Raw genomic sequence first — 20,466 nt, forward strand, 5'->3', positions numbered from 1 at the left:
AAGTTTTGGTGAAAGATGGGGGACATTGTCCATTCACGTTTACGAAACCAGCATGTGTCACCTTATGAGTGGTGCGTTGCAGTCGCATAAACAGGCGAATTCTCTTAACTCTTAGGGGAATAATTAACCTTTCGTCCCCGTTTGCGCAAAATTTTGCCGAAAAACTCTGGCGAGGCAAAAGCAGGCGAAACGGAACTTGGTTATTGATTCTGCCTGTGGCATACAGACTGAAAATGCGCAGTAGGCTCGTAACATCGGGCATAGGCAGGATTAAACACGTTCGGGATGGCGTAGTTAAGACATGGCAGAGACAATACAGACGGGCATGACCCGACGGGCACTTCTCGGTGCGTTTGCAGCAACGACTGTTGCCGCAGCTCCGACATTTTCAAAAGCGGTAGGTTTCCTGCGCGGTGGCGGCGATATCCGCCGTATCAGAATGTTCTCCGGTCGCACCGGTGAGCGGATTGATATGGTCTACTGGATTGATGGCGACTACATCAAAGACTCGGTGCGCGAGATCAATCACTTCATGCGCGACTGGCGCAACGATCAGGTGAAATCGATCGATCTGCGCACAATTGACATCATGGCAGCCTCGCACAACCTGCTGGATGTGTCAGAACCCTATATGATGCTTTCCGGCTATCGCAGCCCCAAGACCAACGCCATGCTGCGCAGTCGGTCCCGCGGTGTTGCCAAAAACTCGTTGCACATGCGCGGACAAGCTGCCGATCTGCGGCTCGCCACCCGGTCAGTCGGCCAGATGGCAAATGCTGCCAAGGCCTGCAGGGCCGGCGGCGTCGGCAAATACAATCGCTCCAACTTCGTCCACATGGACTGCGGTATCGTCCGCAGCTGGAACGGCTAGGCATTTCGCCCTGCGGTCCCGCACCGCCTGTACGCGTCGGCTTGCTTTGTGAGCCACGTGCGCTGTCAGGTCGTCGACCATGCGCAGGCGCGCGCGAAACTTTTAGAATGACCCAGTAGAATGGCCCGGTGCAAGCAGCGCTTGCTGGGCCATCCCCCCCCCCATTTGCCAGCGCGAGAGGCACCGCGCCCTTGCGAAATTTCCCCCCTTCCGTTGCAGCCCCTTTTGTATCGCGTGCTTGGCACGAGATGTTCTCAAAGGAGCGGAGCCAAACCCCAACAGAGGTCTATCTCTGCGTAAGGCAACGCCGCGCTGTTGGTCAGAAAACGCCCCAAGGCCAACAGGTCAAACAGAAATATTGTAAAGAATTTCCTGGTGGTACGCTCGGGATGTTGACGCCACCGCGCGCCCATGCGACGCCCACCTATGACAAGAAACGATAGGTGACTGATATGCTGCGACGGCTGTACGATCGAACCATGTCCCTTGCGGATCATCCCCATGCGCTGTGGTGGCTTGCTGTCGTTGCCTTTGTCGAAAGCTCTGTTTTTCCAATCCCACCAGATGTGTTGATGATCCCCATGATCCTGGCGCGCCCATCGCGGGCCTGGCTGATTGCTTTGGTCGCCCTTGTCGCATCTGTCGCGGGTGGCATGTTGGGCTATGCCATCGGCGCCCTGTTCTATGAGGGTCTCGGCCAGCCTATTCTTGAGGCCATGGGGAAAGGTGCCGCAATTGAAGAGTTCAATAGTAAGTTCAACGACTTTGGCTTCTGGGCCGTGTTGGCCGCCGGGATCACGCCCTTTCCCTATAAGGTGATCACCATTATGTCGGGCTGGACCGGCATGCCGCTGATGACGTTCATTGCCACCTCTATCCTGGCCCGTTCGCTGCGTTTTTTTATCGTGGCCGGCTTGCTAAGGGCTTTTGGTGCACCCATTCGTGACTTTATCGAACAGCGTTTGGGGCTTGTCTTCAGTGTCTTTGTTGTGCTCCTTTTTGGCGGATTTATAGTCCTGAGGTACATTTGATATGCGAAGAGTTTTGATCCTGGCCGCCGCGGCAGGTTCTGCCGCGATGATGCTTGGCGCGCTTGGCTTTCAGTACATCGGTGAAATGCCGCCCTGCAAACTGTGCTATTGGCAGCGCTATCCGCATGTGGCCGCCATCGGCATCGGGGTGTTGGCCCTGATGCTGCCCAGCTCCGCCCTGCTCTATCTGGGCGCATTGGCGGCTCTGACCACGGCCGGCATCGGCATCTATCACAGCGGGGTTGAGCGTGGCTTTTGGGAAGGCCCCACCACCTGCACCTCCGGCCCCATTGGTGGGCTGACACCGGAGCAGTTGCTGGAGCAGATCATGGGCGCACCACTGGTGCGCTGTGACGAGGTGCCCTGGGAGATGCTTGGCCTGTCAATGGCCAGCTGGAACGCGGTTGCTTCCCTTGGCCTTGCCTGTGTTTGGATCGCCGCTGCGCGCAGCAAATCCTGACAGGGCGCCGTCCCTAGCCCCCAACTACTCAGGCCCCGACTACTCCGACCTCGGCACCCTGGTCCCGGCACCCTAGCCCCAGCACCCAGATCAAAGCGCTCAGGAATCCTTTTTGGTCGCCAATAAAAGGTTGGTTTCACTGCTGACCACCCCGTCAAATGTGCGGATCTTGGCCAATGCCGCATCCAGGGTCTCAAGCGTTTCGGTGCCGAGCTCAACAATCAGATCCCAGCGCCCGTTGGTGGTGTGGATGGCCCGCACCTCTGACAGGCCCTGAAGCTGGCGAATGATCCGGCTGGCGCCGCGCCCCTCGATCCCTATCATCATCAGCCCACGCACCGGATCCTGCAGGGCATCTTCTTTCAACACCACCGTAAAGCCAAGGATATCGCCCTTGATCTGCAGCCGCTCGATCCGGGCGCGGACCGTTGTACGCGACAGATCCAATTGTAGCGCCAGATCCGAGAGGCTGGCACGGGCGTTGTGCCGTAACGCGGCAATCAATCTCTCGTCCGTTTTATCCATATCAGACCTCCATAATGTTCACTCCCTTTGCATAATGAGCAAAATGTATGGTTTCCTCCACCCCAAATCGGAGGTTTTAAGGGGGGGATAGAGATTTTAGTGGAGCGTCGTGTTGTGATGTCGAAGACATGTTTCCTGATAGGAGCCCCGGTGGACAGTGGTAAGCGGCGCTCTGGCTGCCTCATGGGGCCGGATGCCTACCGCACAGCGGGGCTTGCAGAGGCTCTGACAGGGCTTGGGCATCAGGTTAGGGATCTTGGCAATCTTGCCCCTGCCCCACATCCAGCTGACACCCCGGAGGCGACTGTCTTTGCCCGCAATCAATCCATTGGCTGGACGCAAAGCCTGGCAAAAGTGGCCCGCGAGACCATGCCGCAGGGCTTGCCGGTCTTTTTGGGCGGTGATCATTCGCTGTCGCTGGGGTCGGTCACAGGTGTTGCGGATTACGCAGCTTCGGTGGGGCGTCCCCTGTTTGTGCTGTGGCTGGATGCCCATACCGATTTCCATACGCCGCAAACCTCGGACAGTGGCAATCTGCACGGCACCCCGGTTGGGTATTTCACCGGCCGTGATGGCTTCGAAGGTTTTCCCAAAGTCACCAATCCCGTGCCGGAGGAGAATGTCTGCATGATCGGGCTGCGCTCGGTTGACACCCCCGAGCGTCTGGCGCTTGAGGCCAGTGCAATCCACCGCCACGATATGCGTGATATCGACGAAAGCGGCATTGCGGGACCACTGGCACGCTTTTTGGACCGGGTCTCAAACGCAAACGGACTGTTGCATGTCTCGTTGGATGTGGACTTTCTCGACCCCTCGGTGGCCCCGGCGGTTGGCACCACCGTGCCAGGCGGCGCCACCGTGCGCGAAGGCCATCTGGTCTGTGAAATGCTGCATGATTCCGGGCTGATGACCTCATTGGATCTGGTCGAGCTGAACCCGTTTCTGGATGAACGTGGCCGCACGGCACATTTGATGGTGGACCTCTGCGCCTCGGCTTTGGGGCGTCGTGTCTTTGATCGCCCAACCCGGAGCTACAGTTGACCAAAGCGACAGTTGGACTGGCTCGGGCTAGCCTCTTTCCATTGCACCACTTGAAACACTCCGGGGCCAGCTGCACGGCCTGCAGGCAGGCATCCAGCTTCTGCCCCTCGTAAAAGGATAACCCCATGACCACTCCTTCCCACAAGGCCCTTGTCCCCTTTGTCAGCGTCGACAACATGATGCAGCTGGTACACAGCATTGGCATTGAAACCATGCTTCGCGATCTGGCCGACTATGTAGAAGCGGACTTTAAGCGCTGGGAATTGTTCGACAAAACCCCGCGGGTGGCCAGCCATTCTGACGTTGGGGTGATTGAGCTGATGCCAACATCTGATGGCGAGGCTTATGGCTTTAAATACGTCAATGGGCATCCCAAAAACACCAGCGAAGGGCTGCAGACCGTCACCGCCTTTGGTCTGCTGGCAGATGTCTACACCGGCTACCCCGTGCTGCTGACCGAAATGACCCTGCTGACAGCACTCCGCACTGCCGCCACATCAGCTGTTGCTGCTAAGCATCTGGCGCCAAAGGGTGCTGACACCATGGCGATGATCGGCAATGGCGCCCAATCCGAGGTCCAGACCCTGGCCATGAAGGCCATTTGCGGTCTGAAAACCGTGCGTTTGTTTGACAAGGATCCAGCCGCGACCGAGAAATGTGCCCGCAATCTGGCGCAGGCAGGCCTCAACGTGGTGCGTTGCAAATCGCCCGAAGAGGCCATTGAAGGGGCGCAGATCCTCACGACCTGCACCGCAGACAAGCAAAGCGCCACCATCCTGACCGACAACATGGTTGGAGCCGGTGTGCACATCAACGCCATCGGCGGTGACTGGCCGGGGCAAACCGAACTGGCCGCAGGGATCCTGTCGCGGTCTGACGTCTTTGTAGAATTCCCCCCCCAGACCCGCATTTAAGGTGAAATCCAGCAAATGCCGGACGATTTTCCGGTGATCGAGCTGTGGGAAGTGATCACAGGGCAAAAGCAAGGGCGCCGCGACGACAAGCAGATCACGCTGTTTGACAGCGTTGGCTTTGCAATCGAAGACTTTAGCGCCCTGCGTTACATCCGTGACCGCATCAAGGATACCGCGTTTTATATTGATCTGGACATGTTGGCGGACCCGGATGACCCACGGGACCTGTTTGGTATGTTGCAGCGCTCAAAGGGGTGAGGCACCCATGAGCCCCCACCTGAGGCCCCACCTGAGGGCCTAAGACCGCAACAGCACCTTGTTGGATCCTAACGCGCTGGCGATCTTTGTATATTGATTGCTGCGTTCCTGCGCAGAGGCGGCACTTCGCAACAAAATTGTTGTCGCCTCTTCCAGAATTTGGGCCGCCTGACGGTTCACCTCAAACTGACGGGCCATCTTTACAGCGGTCAGAGGCCGCAGCGTTTTGTCTGCAGGCGCCTGTGCAAGTGACATGTTGATGCGCGCCTTAGAGGTGTCGCGATTATCCCGAACCAGGCGCTCAACCTTGTCAGCGGTCTTCTTCAAAACGGTTCGGACCTCTTCATAGTCGGTGCCCTCGGGAATTTCGCCAGAGATTTTCTCGAGCCTTTCCGCCAGACAATCGACCTTAAAGGACTCGTCCTGCAGCCCGCCACAAAAGGACCTGACAGCATTCAGGCCAGAAACCAGCTCCTTTAAAAATGCGTTCGAGCCAAAGCCATTTGGCGGAATAACAACGGTATAGATCCCGGGCCCAATGCCCTGAGCCGCCACAGGGACTGCCCCCAGACTTAGAATTGCGAGCGCTGCAGCTCCGTTTTTCAGCAAATAAGAAACCATTTTCACACCTATTCATAAATAAAATTTTGCGCTTCACCCCAGAGCTGCTCCTCAGGCTGCCACCAAAAACGGGCATCTCAGGCCTCCGCCACAAACGGGCACCACAAACGGGCGACCTCAGACGGGCACTACGGGGCCGCTGGGGTTAGTCTTCCACTCAAAGAAGACAGTTGCAAGCGAACTGAATCCTTGTCACCTTCAGGGCAGTTAATTGTTTTATTGGTTTGGATACACATTATGCACTTTACCAGCACCAAATTTTTCCTCCCTATGACACTTGTCTTCACTGCGGCACTGCTTTCGGCAAATGCAGGCTACAGCCAGGCATTGCCCCCAGCCCTGAACGCGGCAAAGGCCCGGGTCGCTTGTGGCGCCGGTACGCCAATTTCGGCCGAGTACCTTCCAAACGGCCAAATCAAAGTGACCTGCCGCAGCCCCAGCAATTCCAGCTCAACCGAAGCTTTGCGAAATACCGGTATTAGCTCAGGCGCAGCCGGCGCAGGCGCTGTTCTCACCGCTATCATTCTGGGCGTGGCAGGCGGCGATGACGGCAGCGCAACAACAACATCGACCTCAACGACAACAGCGGGCGGCGACCAATAACAAATCGATGTAGTCGTCTCTTGCTTGGCCTGCCTGACGACAACAGGAAGGCTGGCACCAGAACTGTCGGGAAATGGTGTAAAAACCGTCCAGGCCAACAATCGGACGGGTTATGATTGCTCTAGACGACAAAGAGACAATTCTTGTTCAAGGCGACACAGTGCCAATCGTCAGCAACGTGGTCAGCAACGGTGAGTGGCTCCTGCGAGCGCCTGCTGGACAAACGCCTGCTGGACAATCGCCTGTCCACGCATCGTTTAACCTGATGCAAATGTAGCGGGCCGTATCGCGGCCTATGCCAGAGGTCTCATTTTTCGAGCCGTAAACCGGCCCAGAAACCCAGGGCAGCCTAACAGCGCTGAAGGTGAAAAAAAATCTTGCGTGGGGTGTTTTTCCTCTGGACGCGCAAAAACACCAAAGATATATCAGCCCATATTCCGGCGTAGCTCAGCGGTAGAGCAGTTGACTGTTAATCAATTGGTCGTAGGTTCGCTCCCTACCGCCGGGGCCAAAAACTTCCCAAGCTACTGATTTCAAAGAGAATGCCCCCTACGGGGGTGGTTCCCTTTGTGCACGTGCACAAAACGGTACACGACTGCGGTCACAGACCGGTGCACACGCCCGACTCCGAGATGCCCTGGAACCTGTTTCGGAGGCTACCCGTATGGCCGGAGTCGCACACATCCCCTACCTCGAAAAACGCCCCTCGGGGTACTTCTTCCGACGCCGGTATCCGACCCGACTGCGGGAGATATCGAACGTTGCGCACGGATCTGCAATTTGTCTGTCGATACGGACCGACGTCCTCTCCGAAGCGAAGACCCTCGCGCGCAGCCTCACGGCTTTGAGCGACATGGCCTTCGCGCTGATGTCGGAGAGACCCGTGAATCATTTGAGCGCCCAGGACCTGACCCTGTTGACCGAATTGGCCCGATGCCAGATCGCTGCCCACGAGGCTGCTCGGGCAATTGCCGATCCTCGGTCTGAGGAAGCTGCAAATTTTGCTGCAACATCTGAGCGTGCCGCGCAGGACGTCTTGAAGCGTGCAATTGCACTGGGAGATCGGAGCTTGTCCATTGATCCCCTACGGGCAGTTGCCGCCAGACTCGGCGTTACTCTGAATGAAACAACTGCCGAATGGCGCGCCCTCGCCTTCGAGGCGCTGCGCGTATTGCTTGACGTCGCCCAAGAGCGAGAGCGTCGTGAGGTCGGCCAATACGAAGCCCCAACTCCAGTCTTCCGCTCAGTCATGGCGGAGCGTTCGGACACTCTTGATCAATCGCCGCCTCGGAGCATGGCGCAAACCGTGGCGCCCATCACGGCAGTGGTGCCTGTGTGTGCCGCCGTCCCTTCTGCATCACATTGTATACCGCCATCCGTTCCACCGGCGTCAGAAAAGCCGACATCATCTACTCATGTCATAGATCAACGGGAGGCAGATCTGGCGACCAAATCAGCGGCGCCTGACACGACGAGCCTCCTGGGTACGACCACAAGTGCCTCGGCAAACATCGTTGGGATGGCCGACCAAGCGGACGAAACTGCTTTCCGGATCAAAACGCGTCCGCCGCAGCTTGAAAATATCGACCTGCGGGATCTCACTACGGAAATGCGTCATATCCTCGAAACAAAGCCGCGTGGAATCACTCTGCAAGAAGGCATTGAACTGATGTGGCAATTGAAAACTGCAGGATACGGTGACAACTTCGCGACAGAACAGACAGGTGACGAAGCGGCCGGCAAGAAGTGGAAAAGTGGCAGCGGAAGCAAAGGCCATGTTGCACGTAAATTCTGGGTCGAGTTTATCGGAGATGTCCCGTTCGAAGAAGCCTGTTCAGAAGACATCCGAGATGCCCTGAGATTTCTGCCGCAGCTCCCTCAGCAGCATTCGAAAGGAAAGGAAAAATTCGTCGCAAAGAACGGCTTCAGAGCACTTATTGAGGAAGTCAACGCCGAGGAGGTACATGCGGAAACGATCGGTTTGAAGGCCCTCGAAAACCGCCGTGGCGTGACCGAAGCTGATCGGGAGAAGGTGCGTCTTGAATCGCGGATATCGCGAATTCGAGCAGAAACCCGCGCCAAGCACCGCGGCTACATCAAATCAGTCGGGAAAATGCTCTACGATCTCCAGTTGATTGACCGCAACCCGTTCGAGATCTGCGGCGTAAGCAACAAGGATAAGGCCAAATGGAAAAAAGGTGAGGAGAAGCGCAAGCGGGTTTGCTGGGACGATCGGATTTTCACGTTCCTGCGCTCGCCCGCCTTTCAGGGTCCTTTTGAAGATCAGGGAGCCCCCTTCTATTGGGTGCCATTGATCGCGCGTCTGATGGGGCTGCGGGAGGAAGAGGCCTGCCAACTCGGGCCAGACGATTTCGGAACCGACAAGGGCATTGCCTATGTCGACGTGAAGGTGCTCGACGCGAATAACGTCAAGACCATCGAGTCACAGCGTCGCCTGCCGGTTCATCCGACGCTGATCGACCTGGGGCTCCTTCACCTCGTCGAGCAGCGCCGCCGCGCCAATTCCCATCGTCTGTTTGCGGTCATCCAGGGTGATCTCTCACATAACATCATGGCAGACCAAATCTGGGAAAAATCAGACGTCGAACAACGCGTCCTTGAGGCGGATGATACAGAACGCCAGACGTGGGTCGGCCGCCTGGATAAGCTGTTCCGGAGCTCTGTCTTCCAGGACAAACTTGACGACATCGGGGATCCACTGTTTTGGGCACCGCTTATCGCGGTCCATATGGGCTTCCGCAGCGAAGAAATCTTGCAGTTGAACCTCTCTGACATCGAAACCATCAGCGGCGTTCCGTGCATCTGTCTCAAACAAGGGCCGGGTCAAAACCGGAAGAGCCGTGCCGCCCGCCGTACTGTCCCGATTCATCAAAACCTGATCGACCTTGGTTTTTTGCAGCTGGCCGAGGAGCGGAGGCGTGACGGCGAGGAGTGCCTGTTCCCATGGCTGCAGCGGAGCGCATCGAAAAAAACCTTCACTGAGAACTTCTCGAAAAAGTTCACGCGCTATCGTCAGGATGTTGGCTGCTATGACCCTCAACGCGACTTCCATAGCTTCCGTACGACATTTAACCACTTTTTGATTGAGTCCGGGTGTCAGGATAGCCACCGACGCTACATCATGGGGCACGTCGATCGGGATGTCGGTATCACAAACTACAACCCGGACGGTTTTTCCAAGAAGCTTCTGGTACAGGACGTCAACGCCGTCGAGATCGACATTTCGATGATCCGTAGCCCGTTCGAAGACGCCAAACCGAGCAGCGTGAACCGCGATTGGTCTTGCGGGGCCAGGAGGTCTGTGTCGGCGTGACCAGCTCATTGGCTTCGCCCTCGGCCTCGACCACGGCGATCCCAGCCTCGATATCCTCCAGCGCCAGTTCGAACTGATCGGGATCGATCTTCTCGGATTTGCGCCCGAACATGGCTTGCCTGAGGGCCGCAATCAGAGCCTCCAGCCGCGCGTTCTGTTCGCTCTGGGCCAGGATAATGGCCTTGAGCGCATCCATGTCATCGGTAAGATTTGTCCGCATTCATGCAGCCGATCTATCAACATCAGCCCCAGGACGCCTGCCAGAACGATCCGGTGATTCACTCTGCCGCAGTCGGCGGACGCGCCGTAACTGCCCGCACTTTCCGCCAGTCGAGACCGGAAAACAGCGCCTCGAACTGGGCATGGTTCAACGCCATGACGCCGTCCCGGATCGCAGGCCAGGTGGCACCGATCACGATCTCACCGATGAAACCGGACTCCAAATGGATATCCCGACGATCTCCCATGGAGCCCTCCAAACAAATCTACGCCCGAACAGGGACTCCCAAATTGTCAGGACGACCGGAAGGTGGGGCCGGGAAACCGCTTACTTTCCAAAGCTTCCAACGCAAATATACCGGGGAGTTTTTGCGTCTTTGCGGGGAATTTTTGCGTCGCAACGGGGAACTTCTGCGTCTGTGTGGGGAGTTTCTGCGTCGCAACGGGGAATTTCCGCGTCGCGCCCTCTGTAAGAGTATGATTTCAAATACCTATTCAGCCCCTGAATCAAGAAGAATCATGAATCTATTAGAAAGAGGCGGCACAATAAAAATTGTGCTCGCCGTTTTTCCTTTTCGGGAAAGGACCTCATATACCTTTCGTGTTCAGCAGATGCATCCGCCAAGCGGGACCCTGGGTTGAAGCATTGCGGCGCGCAGCAATGTGACAACTCGGGATCTTGTTTGAAAACACAAACGTCGCCTTGGCGACCATGCGAGTGCTTTTTCCCATGCGGGGCGAAGCGAGTTCGGGGCCTCGTGCCCCATATCGTGGCGAAGTCGAACCGGCCGGAGGCTTTCGGGGGAAACAAGCGTTTTGCGCCCGAAGGCTTCCAAGAAGGCAAAGGGGAACTCAGCCGCGTCGAAGGGGGCCTCAGCAAGCTCAGAGATGGCCTGTTCGATCTCAACCGGGTTCATTCACATTTCCTTTCGCCGCGACGCCTCATCTCAATGCTGATAGCGTTGGCATAAGATCCGGCACCGGACCTCTGTCTGTCTTTCCACGTGTCGTGGGTTGGCTGGCGCGGGTCATAGGTCGGCGTCCTCGACCTGATGGAACTCTGACCATTATTCGAGCGCCAGTTACACGCCTGCCCTGCACTGATGTTATTTTTGTAGCGGCGCAACAGGTGGTTAGCAATCAGGAATGATGGCGAAATCGTGTGACCAATTCGGTAAATGCATTTTGTTCGCAGGCACTGAAAATCACCAGGAGCTCTGAGAGCCGACGGCAAAAGAAAAGGAGTGAACACCTGTAGCTCGCTGGGCCGCCTATCTTACGCCTGCAAATACCTCGACCGACATCTGCGCTACTTTTTGAGGAGTCTCACGGAAATCATTTCCCTGGACCAAAATTCATTCCTACTGGACTTGCCCGGAAAAACTGGAGAGCGCCAACTGAGGAACCAGGAGGTGTTCTATGTCCCACGGAAAACGACAAACGCCGGAGTTCAGGCGCGAAGCGGTGCGGCTGGCGTTAACCAGCGGCCGAACAAGGCGAGAGATCGCGGGTGATCTGGGTGTCGGATTGTCGACGCTGACACGGTGGGTGCGCGAGGATCGTGATGCGGAGGAGCCGCGAGATGAGCAGATCGACCTACATTCGGAACTGAAGCGGTTACGCAAGGAGGTGACCATCCTCAAGCAGGAGCGCGACATCCTAAAAAAAGCCATCGTGGATCCTTTCAGAACATCTCAAATCAAAGATGTTGCGCTGATCGGTTGAAACCACCGCAGCCTTCTTCGCGAAGTACGCAAGTCGATGAGCTTCGACTTCATCGAGGCGGAGAATGCGAGTTTCCCCATCAGTCGGATGTGTCGTGTCCTGGGCGTCAGCCAGAGCGGTTTCTTTGCCTGGCACGACCGACCTGCTTGTCACCGTCAGCGGCAGGACATGGTGTACTTGGCCCTTTTCGCACTGCCTTTGCCCTGGCGAATGGCAGCTATGGCAGTCCGCGTACCATTTCCAGATCCTGCATGTTGCGCCACGGTCTTTGGCGATGGACCAGTTCGGTTTTGTAGAGACTGTTTATCGTCTCGGCGAGTGCGTTGTCATACGAGTCACCGACACTGCCGACCGACGGTTCGATGCCAGCCTCAGCCAAACGCTCGGTGTATCGGATGGACAAATATTGCCCGCAGCGGTCCGAATGGTGAACCAGTCCACTTCTCTGGACGGGCCGTCGATCGTGCAGGGCCTGCTCCAAAGCATCGAAAACAAAGTCCGTTTTGGCGGACCGTGAGACCCGCCATCCCCACTGACCATTGAGTTGCTGGGACGATGTTGCGGTGCAGCCATTTGTGGATCGTACAACATATTTTGCTGGACAAATCGTGACTCGGCGGGCCAATCGGACGGGCCCTGAAGTCAAACCCACCGTCATCGGCAGTCAAACCACGCCATCGCGGTTGCAACTACGTTTCCGTAGTCTCCGGAGAACGCCTCTCGCATGAATTTGTCGCGCTCTGACTTACTAAGACCAGCGTGCTGTGCAGCCGCACGGCAGCTTCTTACGATCGCTGGCGCTGAGCTATCTGCACCGTGAGTTGAACTTGAATATCTGGATACTTCGGGCTCATGTTGACCTTCCTAATTGACGTTGTTGGGCACGCGCCCATTCAAATAAGTGGTGTGTTTCATCACGACAAAAAAATGCGAGGGATGTACAAATCGAGATTTATTTTTTGACACGTTGATTTGCATCGAAAGTCCCGCCCGCGTGTGAGGAATCTATTCGATCAGACAGCTACTTGAAGGCTTCGTCGCCAGCGCGCTCAGAACCGTACTGTCAGAACGCGTGGAACAGCCTTGCAAACTGTTGAGAACCATACGGTTGGTTCCTTGCCCATTTTCTCGTTTCATCTTTCTTGCAAGAGGGTCGTAGAAAAAGGTATCCTTGCCACTTTCGGCTATCCAACATCGCTGAATTTGACGGAGACCTGCCACGTCACTCGCGGCCCAGAGCCGCCTTTCTGCCAAATCCGATCAAATGTCTTGTGTGGATGGCTCCCGCATGGCAAGGCTTAAATGAGATTACGTGACCCTTTTCAGAAGCGGTCTTGTGTCCGGCCTGTTTGCGCGGTCATCACCGCTGGCCCTGATGGGATCCGCAGATCAGGTTCCTATCTGCTTCGCGGGCAAAAGTGCCCGGGACATTCGGCGGAGCGTCCGGATCGTTGCGGCTGAAGGGTACACCATCACATCTTTGGACTTGCTATCTCGTGGGCGCGCGCAGACTTATGCGACGTGCGGCTTGTAGGACTCATCCCTGGTCAAGACGGCCCACATGATCCGTGCCGTCTTGTTCGCCATGGCGGCTGTGGCAAGCCGGGCGGGTTTTCGTTGCAACAGTTTCGTCAGCCAGGGATCTGCGCGCTCGGGATGGTTGGTGACCTGCCGTACGCGCGACGTCATTCCGCCGACGATGAGCTGGCGCAGGTATCGGTCCCAGCCCCTGACGGTAAATGTTGATGGCGTCCCTCTTTGGGTGACCATTCCGTGCTGTGGAGTAAGGCTCGAAGCGTGTTGGCGCGCCGATACGCTTCGAGACATAGCCTTTCTGTCAGGGCTTGTTGCCAAGATGCTCACTTATTAGCTTCGCGAAGGGAGCGATATCGCCTCCAAAACTCGCAGCTCGAGAGCCTGCATATAGCGCCTCCGCTGATCGAGCCGGATCACAGCCCATGGATAGCCCGAACTCGCGAGCACCGCGTTCATCACGAAACGAGCGAGGCGCCCGTTTCCGTCGGGATAAGGGTGGATGTAGCCCAAAAGCCAGTGACCAAGCACCGCGCGCACTCCGGAATGCTCCTCCTCGTCAAGGAGGTCGAAGTAGGTCTCCATCGCATCCATAAGCTTTCGCACGCCGGGGGCACATGATTGGCTGTGCGAATAAATACCGGGTGATTGCGATATCCGATCAGTTGGCCTCGCGTCAGGATGCCTGCGTCGATCGACGGCTCGAAGAGATCCTGATACCAATCGCTTAGATTGTCGCGCACCGAGACCGGGCACCTCGCTCGATGGATGTTTTCACCACCTCGCGGGCAGACTGGAAAACATTCCAGTAGCCCTTTGCGGCCATAGCATCACGAGAGGTGGCGTCCGACTTGTCGGCCTCCGGGTCCCAGCTACCGCTGCGAATCTTCTCGATCATCTCTTCGGAGACCCGATAACCTTCGATCGAGAGCGAGTTCCAGGCATCATGGGTGTAGACATCGTCGATCCGCCCAAGCACCTCGTCGACTTCCACAGGCCCTCCCGGGGCCGGTAGCAGGTCAATGATCGCTTGTCGGTCCCTCTGCATATCGCTCGCAACATGTTAGAGATCGGGGCCGCACCAGCAACAACAGCAATGCCTTCCCCCGTAAAGGGGTTTTCATTCCTCAGATCCATATCTGCGCGGCGCATGCCATCGGCCAGGCGCTTGGCGTGATCGTCCATCCCCAAGTGCTTGAACGCGCCAACCAGGCGGTTACCCGGGCGCCTGTGCGCCCCGCCCACCACCGCGCGCAACAGGACATCGACATTTCGGTAGCTGCCCATCAGTGCTGCCACCGACATAGCCTGCGTATGATAGCAATTCTCTGCCATATGGATCAGCGTGGCCTCCGGAGTGTAAACCCTCAGCCCATTCGGCAGCTGCATCCTCCGTCCCTGCTCAGGAAGCTCCCTGACCCTCAGATCGAAGAGCGACCGCTTGCCAGGGAGTTCGACAGCATTGTTGCCTCCCTTGGGGGCATGCACCATCACCTGGGTAACCGGCACCTGAGATCCAGTATGCAGGCTAAGGCAAATCTCAGGACTGAGAACCCAGTCGCTACCGAAACGATGCTCGCAGTATCTCTGGACAAATGACCAGTAGCTCATCGTCCACGGCGTCGTGTCACCAGGACGCGAACTGGGGTCCGACAGATGATACCAGCCCTTCATGATGGGCTGAAGATAGCCCGCCTTTCTTAGCGCCTTGATCCTCACCGGGTCGATCTCGCCGCTGCGAACAACAAGAAGTCCTTGCTTCTGCAAGGTGGGCAGGGCTTCCATCGCGTCGGCCAAGATCTCCCGTTTGTCTACCATAACCGTCCCGATTCATCACATGCGTCCAATTTCAAGTATATAGCCTTGTCCGTTATCAAGTAAACATCATAGTCCAATTTCAAGTAAATGATGTCGTCCAAGCTCACGTAAATGCCGAGGATACTCGCAGCGAGCCGCTCGGAGCCCTCTCGAAGATATTTTCGAGACTTAACACACTTGCGTTCTCCCTCAGAGTTTCCACAAGAACCTTGTTTCAAAAGCAATGCTGGCCCTTCCGGGGGCAAATGGAAGCGCTCATATCAACATTTTCCGTAAGGGGCTGGGGTATCGGTCCCCCATTTTTGTGATCTTTCCCAACCGCTCCTTACCGCCACTGGAGTGGTTGCGCGGGGTCAAGCGCAGCGCCTACAAAAACGTGCATCAGGAACCTGTCATAACGCCCTATACAATGTTCTTCCTATGGCCGATGGAAACGAAGTAATCTGGCTCGACGCGTCTGGATACGAGCTTGCTCGGTCTTCGGACGAGTTTGGACTATATGGCCGATCCGATCTTGCGAACGATTACGAGCTCAATGCCGGGGTGCAGGCTACCGTTCGGCGGGTATTCGCACGCTTCCGGCGTCGGTGATATCTTCAAAACGACTCCGGAAAGGTGGACTTGGATTTAATTGGCGGCTGCCGGGCAACTTTTCGCAATTATTCCTCGCTGAGCGGATAGGCAAATTAAGCCAAAAGCGGCCCTTGGGCGGTGCCGCCGCGAAGGGCTGTTTTCCGCCCTTTATCAAGGTCTCAGGCTCATCCCAGATCTCTGATAGCCGTGTTTACACGATATTGAAATATTTTCCTACAATCGACCTTTTTTTTGCGGTGTAGCATTTTGCCTACGCAGCCATTGTCACCAGTTCCTTCGAAAGGAGCTGATAAATGGCAAAACAAATCTGCGACGGTTTGGGGAGCAACCCTGACGAGGATATAACATCCAATGCCTTGGCAGGGCATTTGGGCATTTCCAGAAATTCTGTGCCTGCGATCATGGCGAAATTTGCGCTGACGAAAAGGAACAACAGATTTCGCAAGTACGATGTGTTTCGCCAAGTCCACGGGCTGGAACCGTTGTTGATGGACGCTGCTCTTGCCAACTTCATTACGGCACACGGGTGCACCATCGGGGATGGCACCTGCGACGCCGATGATACTGTCGGCCGGATCTGCCTTATTGATGGACTCTCAGGCATCAATAATCTGGCCTCCGCGCTCTGGGATCAGGGCCTGATCCATATCTCAGATCTCGCTGTGGAATACGGATATGCCTACGACACTTTTCGCAAGAAGCTGAAGTCTGGGGACATCAACCTGCCACCGATACAGCCGATAGAGCTGTCATCAAACCGCATCATGTACCGCCCCCTTGATGTCGTACTATGGCGGCGGCACGGCATCGTCATGAACCTTCCGAAGGCTACCGGATCGTCATCAGGTTCTGTTCGCCGGACAACGCTTGCCTTCTGGGCCGTGGTGAGGAAATGGCCCTCTTGAAGCCTGAAACCCTTGCCCGTTTCGGCAAGAAATACGTGCTGGATGAAATGGCGGAAACCGAAGACGGCGAGGAAACCGAGGATACAGGAACTGGCCCAGTGCCCGCGCGCGGTTTGCACGCAAAGGCCTTTATTACGGAACGCTATTCCAGCACCGAGATCACCATGGGGTCCGGCAACGCCACAGCGCCCGCGCTGATTGGCGGCGAGAATGTCGAAGTCTTCGCCACATTGTCAGGACGCACCAGCGACCTTGGCACCGTGGAAGAACAGCTGACGCCTGACCGGTTGGGCCGTTATCTGCGCGAATTCGTGCCCTTCACGCCGGAGGATATCTCTGTCGAACTCGCCGCCGACAGGCGCCTCGACGAGACCCGTCGTCGGTTGGCCGTGGCAGACCCCGCGCTGCACTGCCAAGAGGACCCGGCCGATGAGGAACGTATCCGTTTGTTGCTTGAGTTCCGAAAGTCGACCCAACTGCCCCACGACATCGCCCTGCGGATCTGGCCGCTGGTCCCAGGCAGGGAACATGGCATCAACCTGACAAACATCGACAGGGATGAACGCCTGCTGGCACGGCTCGCCCTGAAGGACGTCACGCGCTGGATCGGCGTGCAATTGCACGACAACGCGACCGGTGTGACGCAGGAATTCTCCCTCGGCACCGAGCTGATAGACCTGCGCGATACCCGCACGGCCGAAATACTGCGATCCATAATCGAAGATCGAGAAAAATTCCTTCGCTATATCCGCATTTTGCTGGGCGACGTGTCAGGGGCCGCCAAGGCGCTTTTCGCGGCCGGTCAGGGCGGAATTTTTTCAGGCATGTTCGGATCCGGTCAGGAATCGCCGATCCTTGAAGACATGGTGCGCGCGCTGTCAGGTGATGGTCGTCAACTGCGCGACATCGAACGGCTGGTGACCCGCCTCAGCGATCCGGACACCGGCCAAAGCGACGTGATCCCGGAAGAGTTTCTCGACCTTTGGGCAACATTTCGACAAGTGCTGCCTAAGTAGCGCCGCAATGACTGAACGTTTCAGTGCCGAGGATGCCCTACGCCCGCTCAAGGCCTTTCAGCGCACGACGGTCGACTATGTTTCGCGCCGCCTGCTGATAGATGCGGATTCCGTGCGGCATTTTCTGGTAGCTGACGAGGTGGGGCTGGGCAAGACGATGGTGGCACGTGGCGTAATCGCCCGCACGATTGAAGCCTTGCAGGACACCGTTCCCCGGATCGATATTGTCTATATTTGTTCAAACGGCGCGATCGCCAAACAGAACGTGGCTCGCCTGAATGTCATGGGCGACGCGAATGCACAGGTTTTGCCGACACGCCTGACGATGCTGGCACAGGAACTGGGCAGCGCTGGCGGAATCAAAGATAAAGGCGTGAATTTCTTCAGCCTGACCCCCGGAACGTCGCTGGACCTCAAACAGGGTGGCGGCATGGCTAAAGAACGCGCGTTGCTTTTGAAACTACTGTGGCCTTTTCTATGCGACAGAGTCGCCGTTCCGCGTATGTTCCAAGGATATTCCCGCCGAAAGGGGTGGCTTCGCACCAGACGGAAATCACCGCGCGTCACTGAACTTGAGCATACAATCGTCGCGCGTTTTCGCACCGCCGTTGCCAAGGAATCGGACTTACTGAAGGCCATGGAAGACTGTGCACAGGTCTACAAGGCCAATCCTGAAGGCAACACCGATCTCAATCGCCGCCGCGAGGCACTGGTTGGCGCGTTCCGCACGATCCTTGCCCGCGAAAGCGCAGAGGCACTTGAGCCGGACCTGATCGTTATGGACGAATTCCAGCGCTTCACCGACCTTCTGCACGGCGAAGGAGAAGCCGCAGAACTTGCCCGCAGGCTCTTTGATGCTGAGGACCCGCAAGGAAACCGGGCCAAGGTCCTGCTGCTGTCGGCCACCCCCTATAGGATGCTGTCGCTGCGTGAGGATGATGCCGATGCCGCGGATCACTACCGCGAGTTTCTGGATGTGCTGGGGTTTCTTTTCGGGGACCGGGGGCCCGCTGTGCGCGCGGAGCTGGAAACCGAGATGCGCCGCTTTCGCAATGCGATGCAGGCCCTGCCCGGCAGTTTTGACACCGCGCGTCAGGTCAAGTCCGGGATCGAAGGGACGTTGCGCCAAGTCATCGCCCGAACCGAACGCGTTTCGGAAACCGAACAACGTGACGCCATGATGCGCGACGTCGACGTACCGATATCCGTAGAACCCGCCGATCTGATCGCGGCCCGCGCCGTCGCCCATGTCGCGGCTGCTGCGGATGCCCCAAACACTGTCGAATACTGGAAATCCGCGCCGTACCTGCTCAACTTTTTGCGCGACTACAAACTGGGGCAGCGGCTGGATCACCTCAAAGACGCTCCATCAGAGGCTTTGACAAATGCCATTCGGGCGGCAAAATCTGCCCAAATTGACGTTGAAGATGTCGAGAATTATCGCCCGGTTTCCGAAAACAATGGCCGGATGCGGGCATTAAAAACGATCGCCTTTCAGGACGACATGGCGAAACGCCTTTGGGTGCCGCCCAGCCTGCCCTACTTCGGGCCGCGCGTTTCGGCGAGCAAACTGTTGATCTTTTCGCAATGGGCCATGGTGCCCGATGCCATCGCGGCCCTGCTGTCCTACAACAGTGAGCGTGCGATGGGGATGGACGGGTTGATTCACCGCTATTCGGATGTGTTTCGCAAACAAAGCCAGCCCTTGAGCTTCCGACGCACCAAAGGCCGTCTGACGGGGCTATGCGAGAGGCGCTGCACAGATGGAAACAGGTCTGATGGCACGGGTTTTTGACCGAGCTGGTGCGATTTGAAATCACAGCATCGGATCATGTGCGCGCCATCGCACCGGAACGCCCCCTTGTGGAAGCGCAGTTGGCGGTTCAACGTGAGCAAAGATCGCTTCATCAAACGCCCTGCTTCCGCCTTGATCTGGACAGTCAGCCCTGAAGTCAAAGTCCTCTCTATGGCAGCCTGGGCCAGGAGAGAGCTGGGCGATCCGTCCGTGAGGGCGAGAAAGTTTGAATATACCTTTTATTTCAATGGACTAACCTAGTATTGACTAGGCCGGATCCAACGCATTTTTCTTACTTGCGTTGCTGTCTAACCTCCTTTATCACACCGATACTGCCGGTGTGGTGGAATGGTAGACACGAGAGATTCAAAATCTCTTGCTCGCAAGGGCGTGCCGGTTCGAGCCCGGCCACCGGTACCAAAACAAAGAGGTCTTTACTGTTGTGGTGAAGATCTCGTTTTTTCTTTTTGGCCAGCGATAATCCTCTTTATGACTGTGAGGAACTGGATCCCCAAACAGCGAAGGGGGCACATTTGTCTGTGATCTTCAGAGCGCCTTGACGCGGATGGTACATGCTCGGGTAAATTGGTGTGACTACGACCTTTGGGGGCGTTAACAAGAGGACGTGATGCCCGATTTCGCCATTCCAGATTTCGCGATGCCTGATTTCGCGATGCCCGATTTGCCCATTCCTGATTTCACCACTGTCACCTTCATTGTTGGCAAGCATCGCGACCAAGCATCGGTGCCAAGACGCACTGCAAACCACATCCAAATTGGGGGGCAGCGCGCCGCTTGAAGATGCCTGTACTAAGCTTATTGGCTGTCTTGCCTACTCCTCCTTTGGGTCATAGCCTACCATCTGAAATCAGCTGTTTGTTCACCCGATTTTTTCGGTTTTTTCCATTGCACAGCATTGGCTTGCCCGCTATATACGCCCTACCCTAAGCACCTGTAGCTCAGCTGGATAGAGCGCTGCCCTCCGAAGGCAGAGGCCAGAGGTTCGAATCCTCTCAGGTGCACCATTACTTCAATGACTTAGCAGATCATGTGTTTCGAGGTTTCTGTTCCACGTAACAGAAACCGCAGAAGATCAGCCTCTGTCTGGCAATTCTTGCATCTGTTAAGTGCCTCAAAAACAGAATCTGGAAGCCCTGCGAAGTCGATCATTTCGTAAGCGTCTGGCGCAGCCGCCCTTATGAA

The 20,466-nt window shown here is 56.6% G+C and carries 17 protein-coding genes, 3 tRNA genes and 4 pseudogenes; 15 read left to right on the forward strand and 9 right to left on the reverse strand.

What is annotated here, in order from left to right:
- The first annotated feature begins 301 nt into the window (after positions 1 to 301).
- The 3 genes from mepK to B4968_RS09920 all read left to right on the forward strand — a co-directional run bounded on the left by mepK (position 302) and on the right by B4968_RS09920 (position 2,362).
- Positions 302 to 871 carry a peptidoglycan L,D-endopeptidase MepK gene (gene mepK, locus B4968_RS09910; RefSeq protein WP_083098628.1) on the forward strand — a complete coding sequence of 190 codons (570 nt, stop codon included), beginning with the start codon at positions 302 to 304 and terminating at the stop codon, positions 869 to 871.
- A gap of 452 nt (positions 872 to 1,323) precedes the next feature.
- A complete protein-coding gene (locus B4968_RS09915; protein WP_083098631.1) occupies positions 1,324 to 1,902 on the forward strand; it encodes a YqaA family protein in 579 nt (192 codons plus the stop codon).
- A gap of 1 nt (position 1,903) precedes the next feature.
- Positions 1,904 to 2,362 carry a disulfide bond formation protein B gene (locus tag B4968_RS09920; RefSeq protein WP_083098634.1) on the forward strand — a complete coding sequence of 153 codons (459 nt, stop codon included), beginning with the start codon at positions 1,904 to 1,906 and terminating at the stop codon, positions 2,360 to 2,362.
- A gap of 99 nt (positions 2,363 to 2,461) precedes the next feature.
- Here B4968_RS09920 and B4968_RS09925 read toward each other — a convergent pair whose 3' ends face one another.
- Positions 2,462 to 2,887, reverse strand: coding sequence for an Lrp/AsnC family transcriptional regulator (locus B4968_RS09925; RefSeq protein ID WP_083098636.1), 426 nt, complete (start codon positions 2,885 to 2,887; stop codon positions 2,462 to 2,464).
- Positions 2,888 to 3,004: 117 nt separating this feature from the next.
- Between B4968_RS09925 and rocF the strand changes: the two genes are divergently transcribed.
- Both rocF and ocd read left to right on the forward strand, forming a co-directional pair.
- Complete coding sequence (rocF, locus tag B4968_RS09930; protein WP_420916502.1) at positions 3,005 to 3,928, forward strand: arginase; 924 nt, start codon at positions 3,005 to 3,007, stop codon at positions 3,926 to 3,928.
- A 125-nt stretch (positions 3,929 to 4,053) separates the two neighbouring features.
- A pseudogene (ocd, locus tag B4968_RS09935) lies at positions 4,054 to 5,100 on the forward strand (ornithine cyclodeaminase).
- A 39-nt stretch (positions 5,101 to 5,139) separates the two neighbouring features.
- Here the strand turns inward: ocd and B4968_RS09940 are convergent.
- Positions 5,140 to 5,655, reverse strand: coding sequence for a hypothetical protein (locus B4968_RS09940; RefSeq protein ID WP_241525671.1), 516 nt, complete (start codon positions 5,653 to 5,655; stop codon positions 5,140 to 5,142).
- A 303-nt stretch (positions 5,656 to 5,958) separates the two neighbouring features.
- On the opposite strand from B4968_RS09940, the gene B4968_RS09945 reads away from it, so the two are divergent.
- The 3 genes from B4968_RS09945 (at position 5,959) to B4968_RS09955 (ending at position 9,658) form a co-directional block, all read left to right on the forward strand.
- Positions 5,959 to 6,324: a hypothetical protein gene (locus B4968_RS09945; protein WP_083098644.1), complete on the forward strand. Its 366-nt coding sequence runs from the start codon at positions 5,959 to 5,961 to the stop codon at positions 6,322 to 6,324.
- A gap of 436 nt (positions 6,325 to 6,760) precedes the next feature.
- A tRNA-Asn gene (locus B4968_RS09950) sits at positions 6,761 to 6,835 on the forward strand.
- Between the two features lie 153 nt (positions 6,836 to 6,988).
- Positions 6,989 to 9,658, forward strand: a complete 2,670-nt coding sequence (locus tag B4968_RS09955; protein WP_083098647.1) for a tyrosine-type recombinase/integrase — start codon at positions 6,989 to 6,991, stop codon at positions 9,656 to 9,658.
- Here the strand turns inward: B4968_RS09955 and B4968_RS26130 are convergent.
- Together B4968_RS26130 and B4968_RS09965 are read right to left on the reverse strand one after the other, a co-directional pair.
- Positions 9,546 to 9,878 (reverse strand): IS66 family transposase, encoded by a 333-nt coding sequence (locus B4968_RS26130; RefSeq protein WP_420916503.1) that lies wholly within the window; start codon positions 9,876 to 9,878, stop codon positions 9,546 to 9,548. The two genes, B4968_RS09955 and B4968_RS26130, sit on opposite strands and share 113 nt — an antisense overlap.
- Positions 9,879 to 9,936: 58 nt before the next feature.
- Positions 9,937 to 10,125 (reverse strand): hypothetical protein, encoded by a 189-nt coding sequence (locus B4968_RS09965; protein ID WP_083098650.1) that lies wholly within the window; start codon positions 10,123 to 10,125, stop codon positions 9,937 to 9,939.
- A 1,171-nt stretch (positions 10,126 to 11,296) separates the two neighbouring features.
- Here B4968_RS09965 and B4968_RS09975 point away from each other — a divergent pair.
- On the forward strand, positions 11,297 to 11,602 hold the full coding sequence (locus tag B4968_RS09975) for a transposase (RefSeq protein WP_083098655.1): 306 nt from the start codon (positions 11,297 to 11,299) through the stop codon (positions 11,600 to 11,602).
- 235 nt (positions 11,603 to 11,837) lie between these two features.
- Here B4968_RS09975 and B4968_RS09980 read toward each other — a convergent pair.
- The 5 genes and pseudogenes from B4968_RS09980 to B4968_RS10010 all read right to left on the reverse strand — a co-directional run.
- Positions 11,838 to 12,131 (reverse strand): annotated as a pseudogene (locus tag B4968_RS09980) (DDE-type integrase/transposase/recombinase); the annotation flags it as partial.
- A gap of 983 nt (positions 12,132 to 13,114) precedes the next feature.
- Positions 13,115 to 13,324, reverse strand: a pseudogene (locus B4968_RS26380) (IS110 family transposase); the annotation flags it as partial.
- 144 nt (positions 13,325 to 13,468) lie between these two features.
- A complete protein-coding gene (locus B4968_RS25200; RefSeq protein WP_277620936.1) occupies positions 13,469 to 13,891 on the reverse strand; it encodes a Fic family protein in 423 nt (140 codons plus the stop codon).
- On the reverse strand, positions 13,863 to 14,183 hold the full coding sequence (locus B4968_RS23050; RefSeq protein ID WP_161492568.1) for a Fic family protein: 321 nt from the start codon (positions 14,181 to 14,183) through the stop codon (positions 13,863 to 13,865). The genes B4968_RS25200 and B4968_RS23050 overlap by 29 nt, the downstream gene beginning before the upstream one ends.
- Positions 14,184 to 15,211: 1,028 nt before the next feature.
- Positions 15,212 to 15,316 (reverse strand): annotated as a pseudogene (locus B4968_RS10010) (transposase); the annotation flags it as partial.
- Between the two features lie 524 nt (positions 15,317 to 15,840).
- Here B4968_RS10010 and B4968_RS10015 point away from each other — a divergent pair.
- From B4968_RS10015 to B4968_RS10035, 6 genes are all read left to right on the forward strand, one after another.
- Entirely contained in the window at positions 15,841 to 16,452 is a 612-nt protein-coding gene (locus B4968_RS10015) for a hypothetical protein (RefSeq protein ID WP_139792717.1), read from the forward strand.
- Positions 16,449 to 17,468 (forward strand): phospholipase D-like domain-containing protein, encoded by a 1,020-nt coding sequence (locus B4968_RS10020; RefSeq protein WP_083098669.1) that lies wholly within the window; start codon positions 16,449 to 16,451, stop codon positions 17,466 to 17,468. Before B4968_RS10015 ends, B4968_RS10020 begins: the two co-directional genes overlap by 4 nt.
- Positions 17,469 to 17,475: 7 nt before the next feature.
- Positions 17,476 to 19,263 (forward strand): hypothetical protein, encoded by a 1,788-nt coding sequence (locus B4968_RS10025; RefSeq protein ID WP_083098671.1) that lies wholly within the window; start codon positions 17,476 to 17,478, stop codon positions 19,261 to 19,263.
- A 334-nt stretch (positions 19,264 to 19,597) separates the two neighbouring features.
- Positions 19,598 to 19,683, forward strand: a tRNA-Leu gene (locus B4968_RS10030).
- Between the two features lie 208 nt (positions 19,684 to 19,891).
- Positions 19,892 to 20,062 carry a hypothetical protein gene (locus B4968_RS23480; RefSeq protein ID WP_161492569.1) on the forward strand — a complete coding sequence of 57 codons (171 nt, stop codon included), beginning with the start codon at positions 19,892 to 19,894 and terminating at the stop codon, positions 20,060 to 20,062.
- A gap of 149 nt (positions 20,063 to 20,211) precedes the next feature.
- Positions 20,212 to 20,288: transfer RNA gene (locus tag B4968_RS10035), tRNA-Arg, on the forward strand.
- The last annotated feature ends 178 nt before the right edge of the window (positions 20,289 to 20,466 follow it).

Source organism: Pseudophaeobacter leonis (assembly GCF_002087335.1).
Classification (GTDB): Bacteria; Pseudomonadota; Alphaproteobacteria; order Rhodobacterales; family Rhodobacteraceae; genus Pseudophaeobacter; species Pseudophaeobacter leonis.

Coding starts and splice junctions, on each gene's coding strand:
- mepK (WP_083098628.1), top strand. CDS start 302: ATGGCAGAGACAATACAGACGGGCATGACCCGACGGGCACTTCTCGGT.
- B4968_RS09915 (WP_083098631.1), top strand. CDS start 1,324: ATGCTGCGACGGCTGTACGATCGAACCATGTCCCTTGCGGATCATCCC.
- B4968_RS09920 (WP_083098634.1), top strand. CDS start 1,904: ATGCGAAGAGTTTTGATCCTGGCCGCCGCGGCAGGTTCTGCCGCGATG.
- B4968_RS09925 (WP_083098636.1), bottom strand. CDS start 2,887: ATGGATAAAACGGACGAGAGATTGATTGCCGCGTTACGGCACAACGCC.
- rocF (WP_420916502.1), top strand. CDS start 3,005: ATGTCGAAGACATGTTTCCTGATAGGAGCCCCGGTGGACAGTGGTAAG.
- B4968_RS09945 (WP_083098644.1), top strand. CDS start 5,959: ATGCACTTTACCAGCACCAAATTTTTCCTCCCTATGACACTTGTCTTC.
- B4968_RS09955 (WP_083098647.1), top strand. CDS start 6,989: ATGGCCGGAGTCGCACACATCCCCTACCTCGAAAAACGCCCCTCGGGG.
- B4968_RS26130 (WP_420916503.1), bottom strand. CDS start 9,878: ATGCGGACAAATCTTACCGATGACATGGATGCGCTCAAGGCCATTATC.
- B4968_RS09965 (WP_083098650.1), bottom strand. CDS start 10,125: ATGGGAGATCGTCGGGATATCCATTTGGAGTCCGGTTTCATCGGTGAG.
- B4968_RS09975 (WP_083098655.1), top strand. CDS start 11,297: ATGTCCCACGGAAAACGACAAACGCCGGAGTTCAGGCGCGAAGCGGTG.
- B4968_RS23050 (WP_161492568.1), bottom strand. CDS start 14,183: ATGCAGAGGGACCGACAAGCGATCATTGACCTGCTACCGGCCCCGGGA.
- B4968_RS10015 (WP_139792717.1), top strand. CDS start 15,841: ATGGCAAAACAAATCTGCGACGGTTTGGGGAGCAACCCTGACGAGGAT.
- B4968_RS10025 (WP_083098671.1), top strand. CDS start 17,476: ATGACTGAACGTTTCAGTGCCGAGGATGCCCTACGCCCGCTCAAGGCC.
- B4968_RS23480 (WP_161492569.1), top strand. CDS start 19,892: ATGCCCGATTTCGCCATTCCAGATTTCGCGATGCCTGATTTCGCGATG.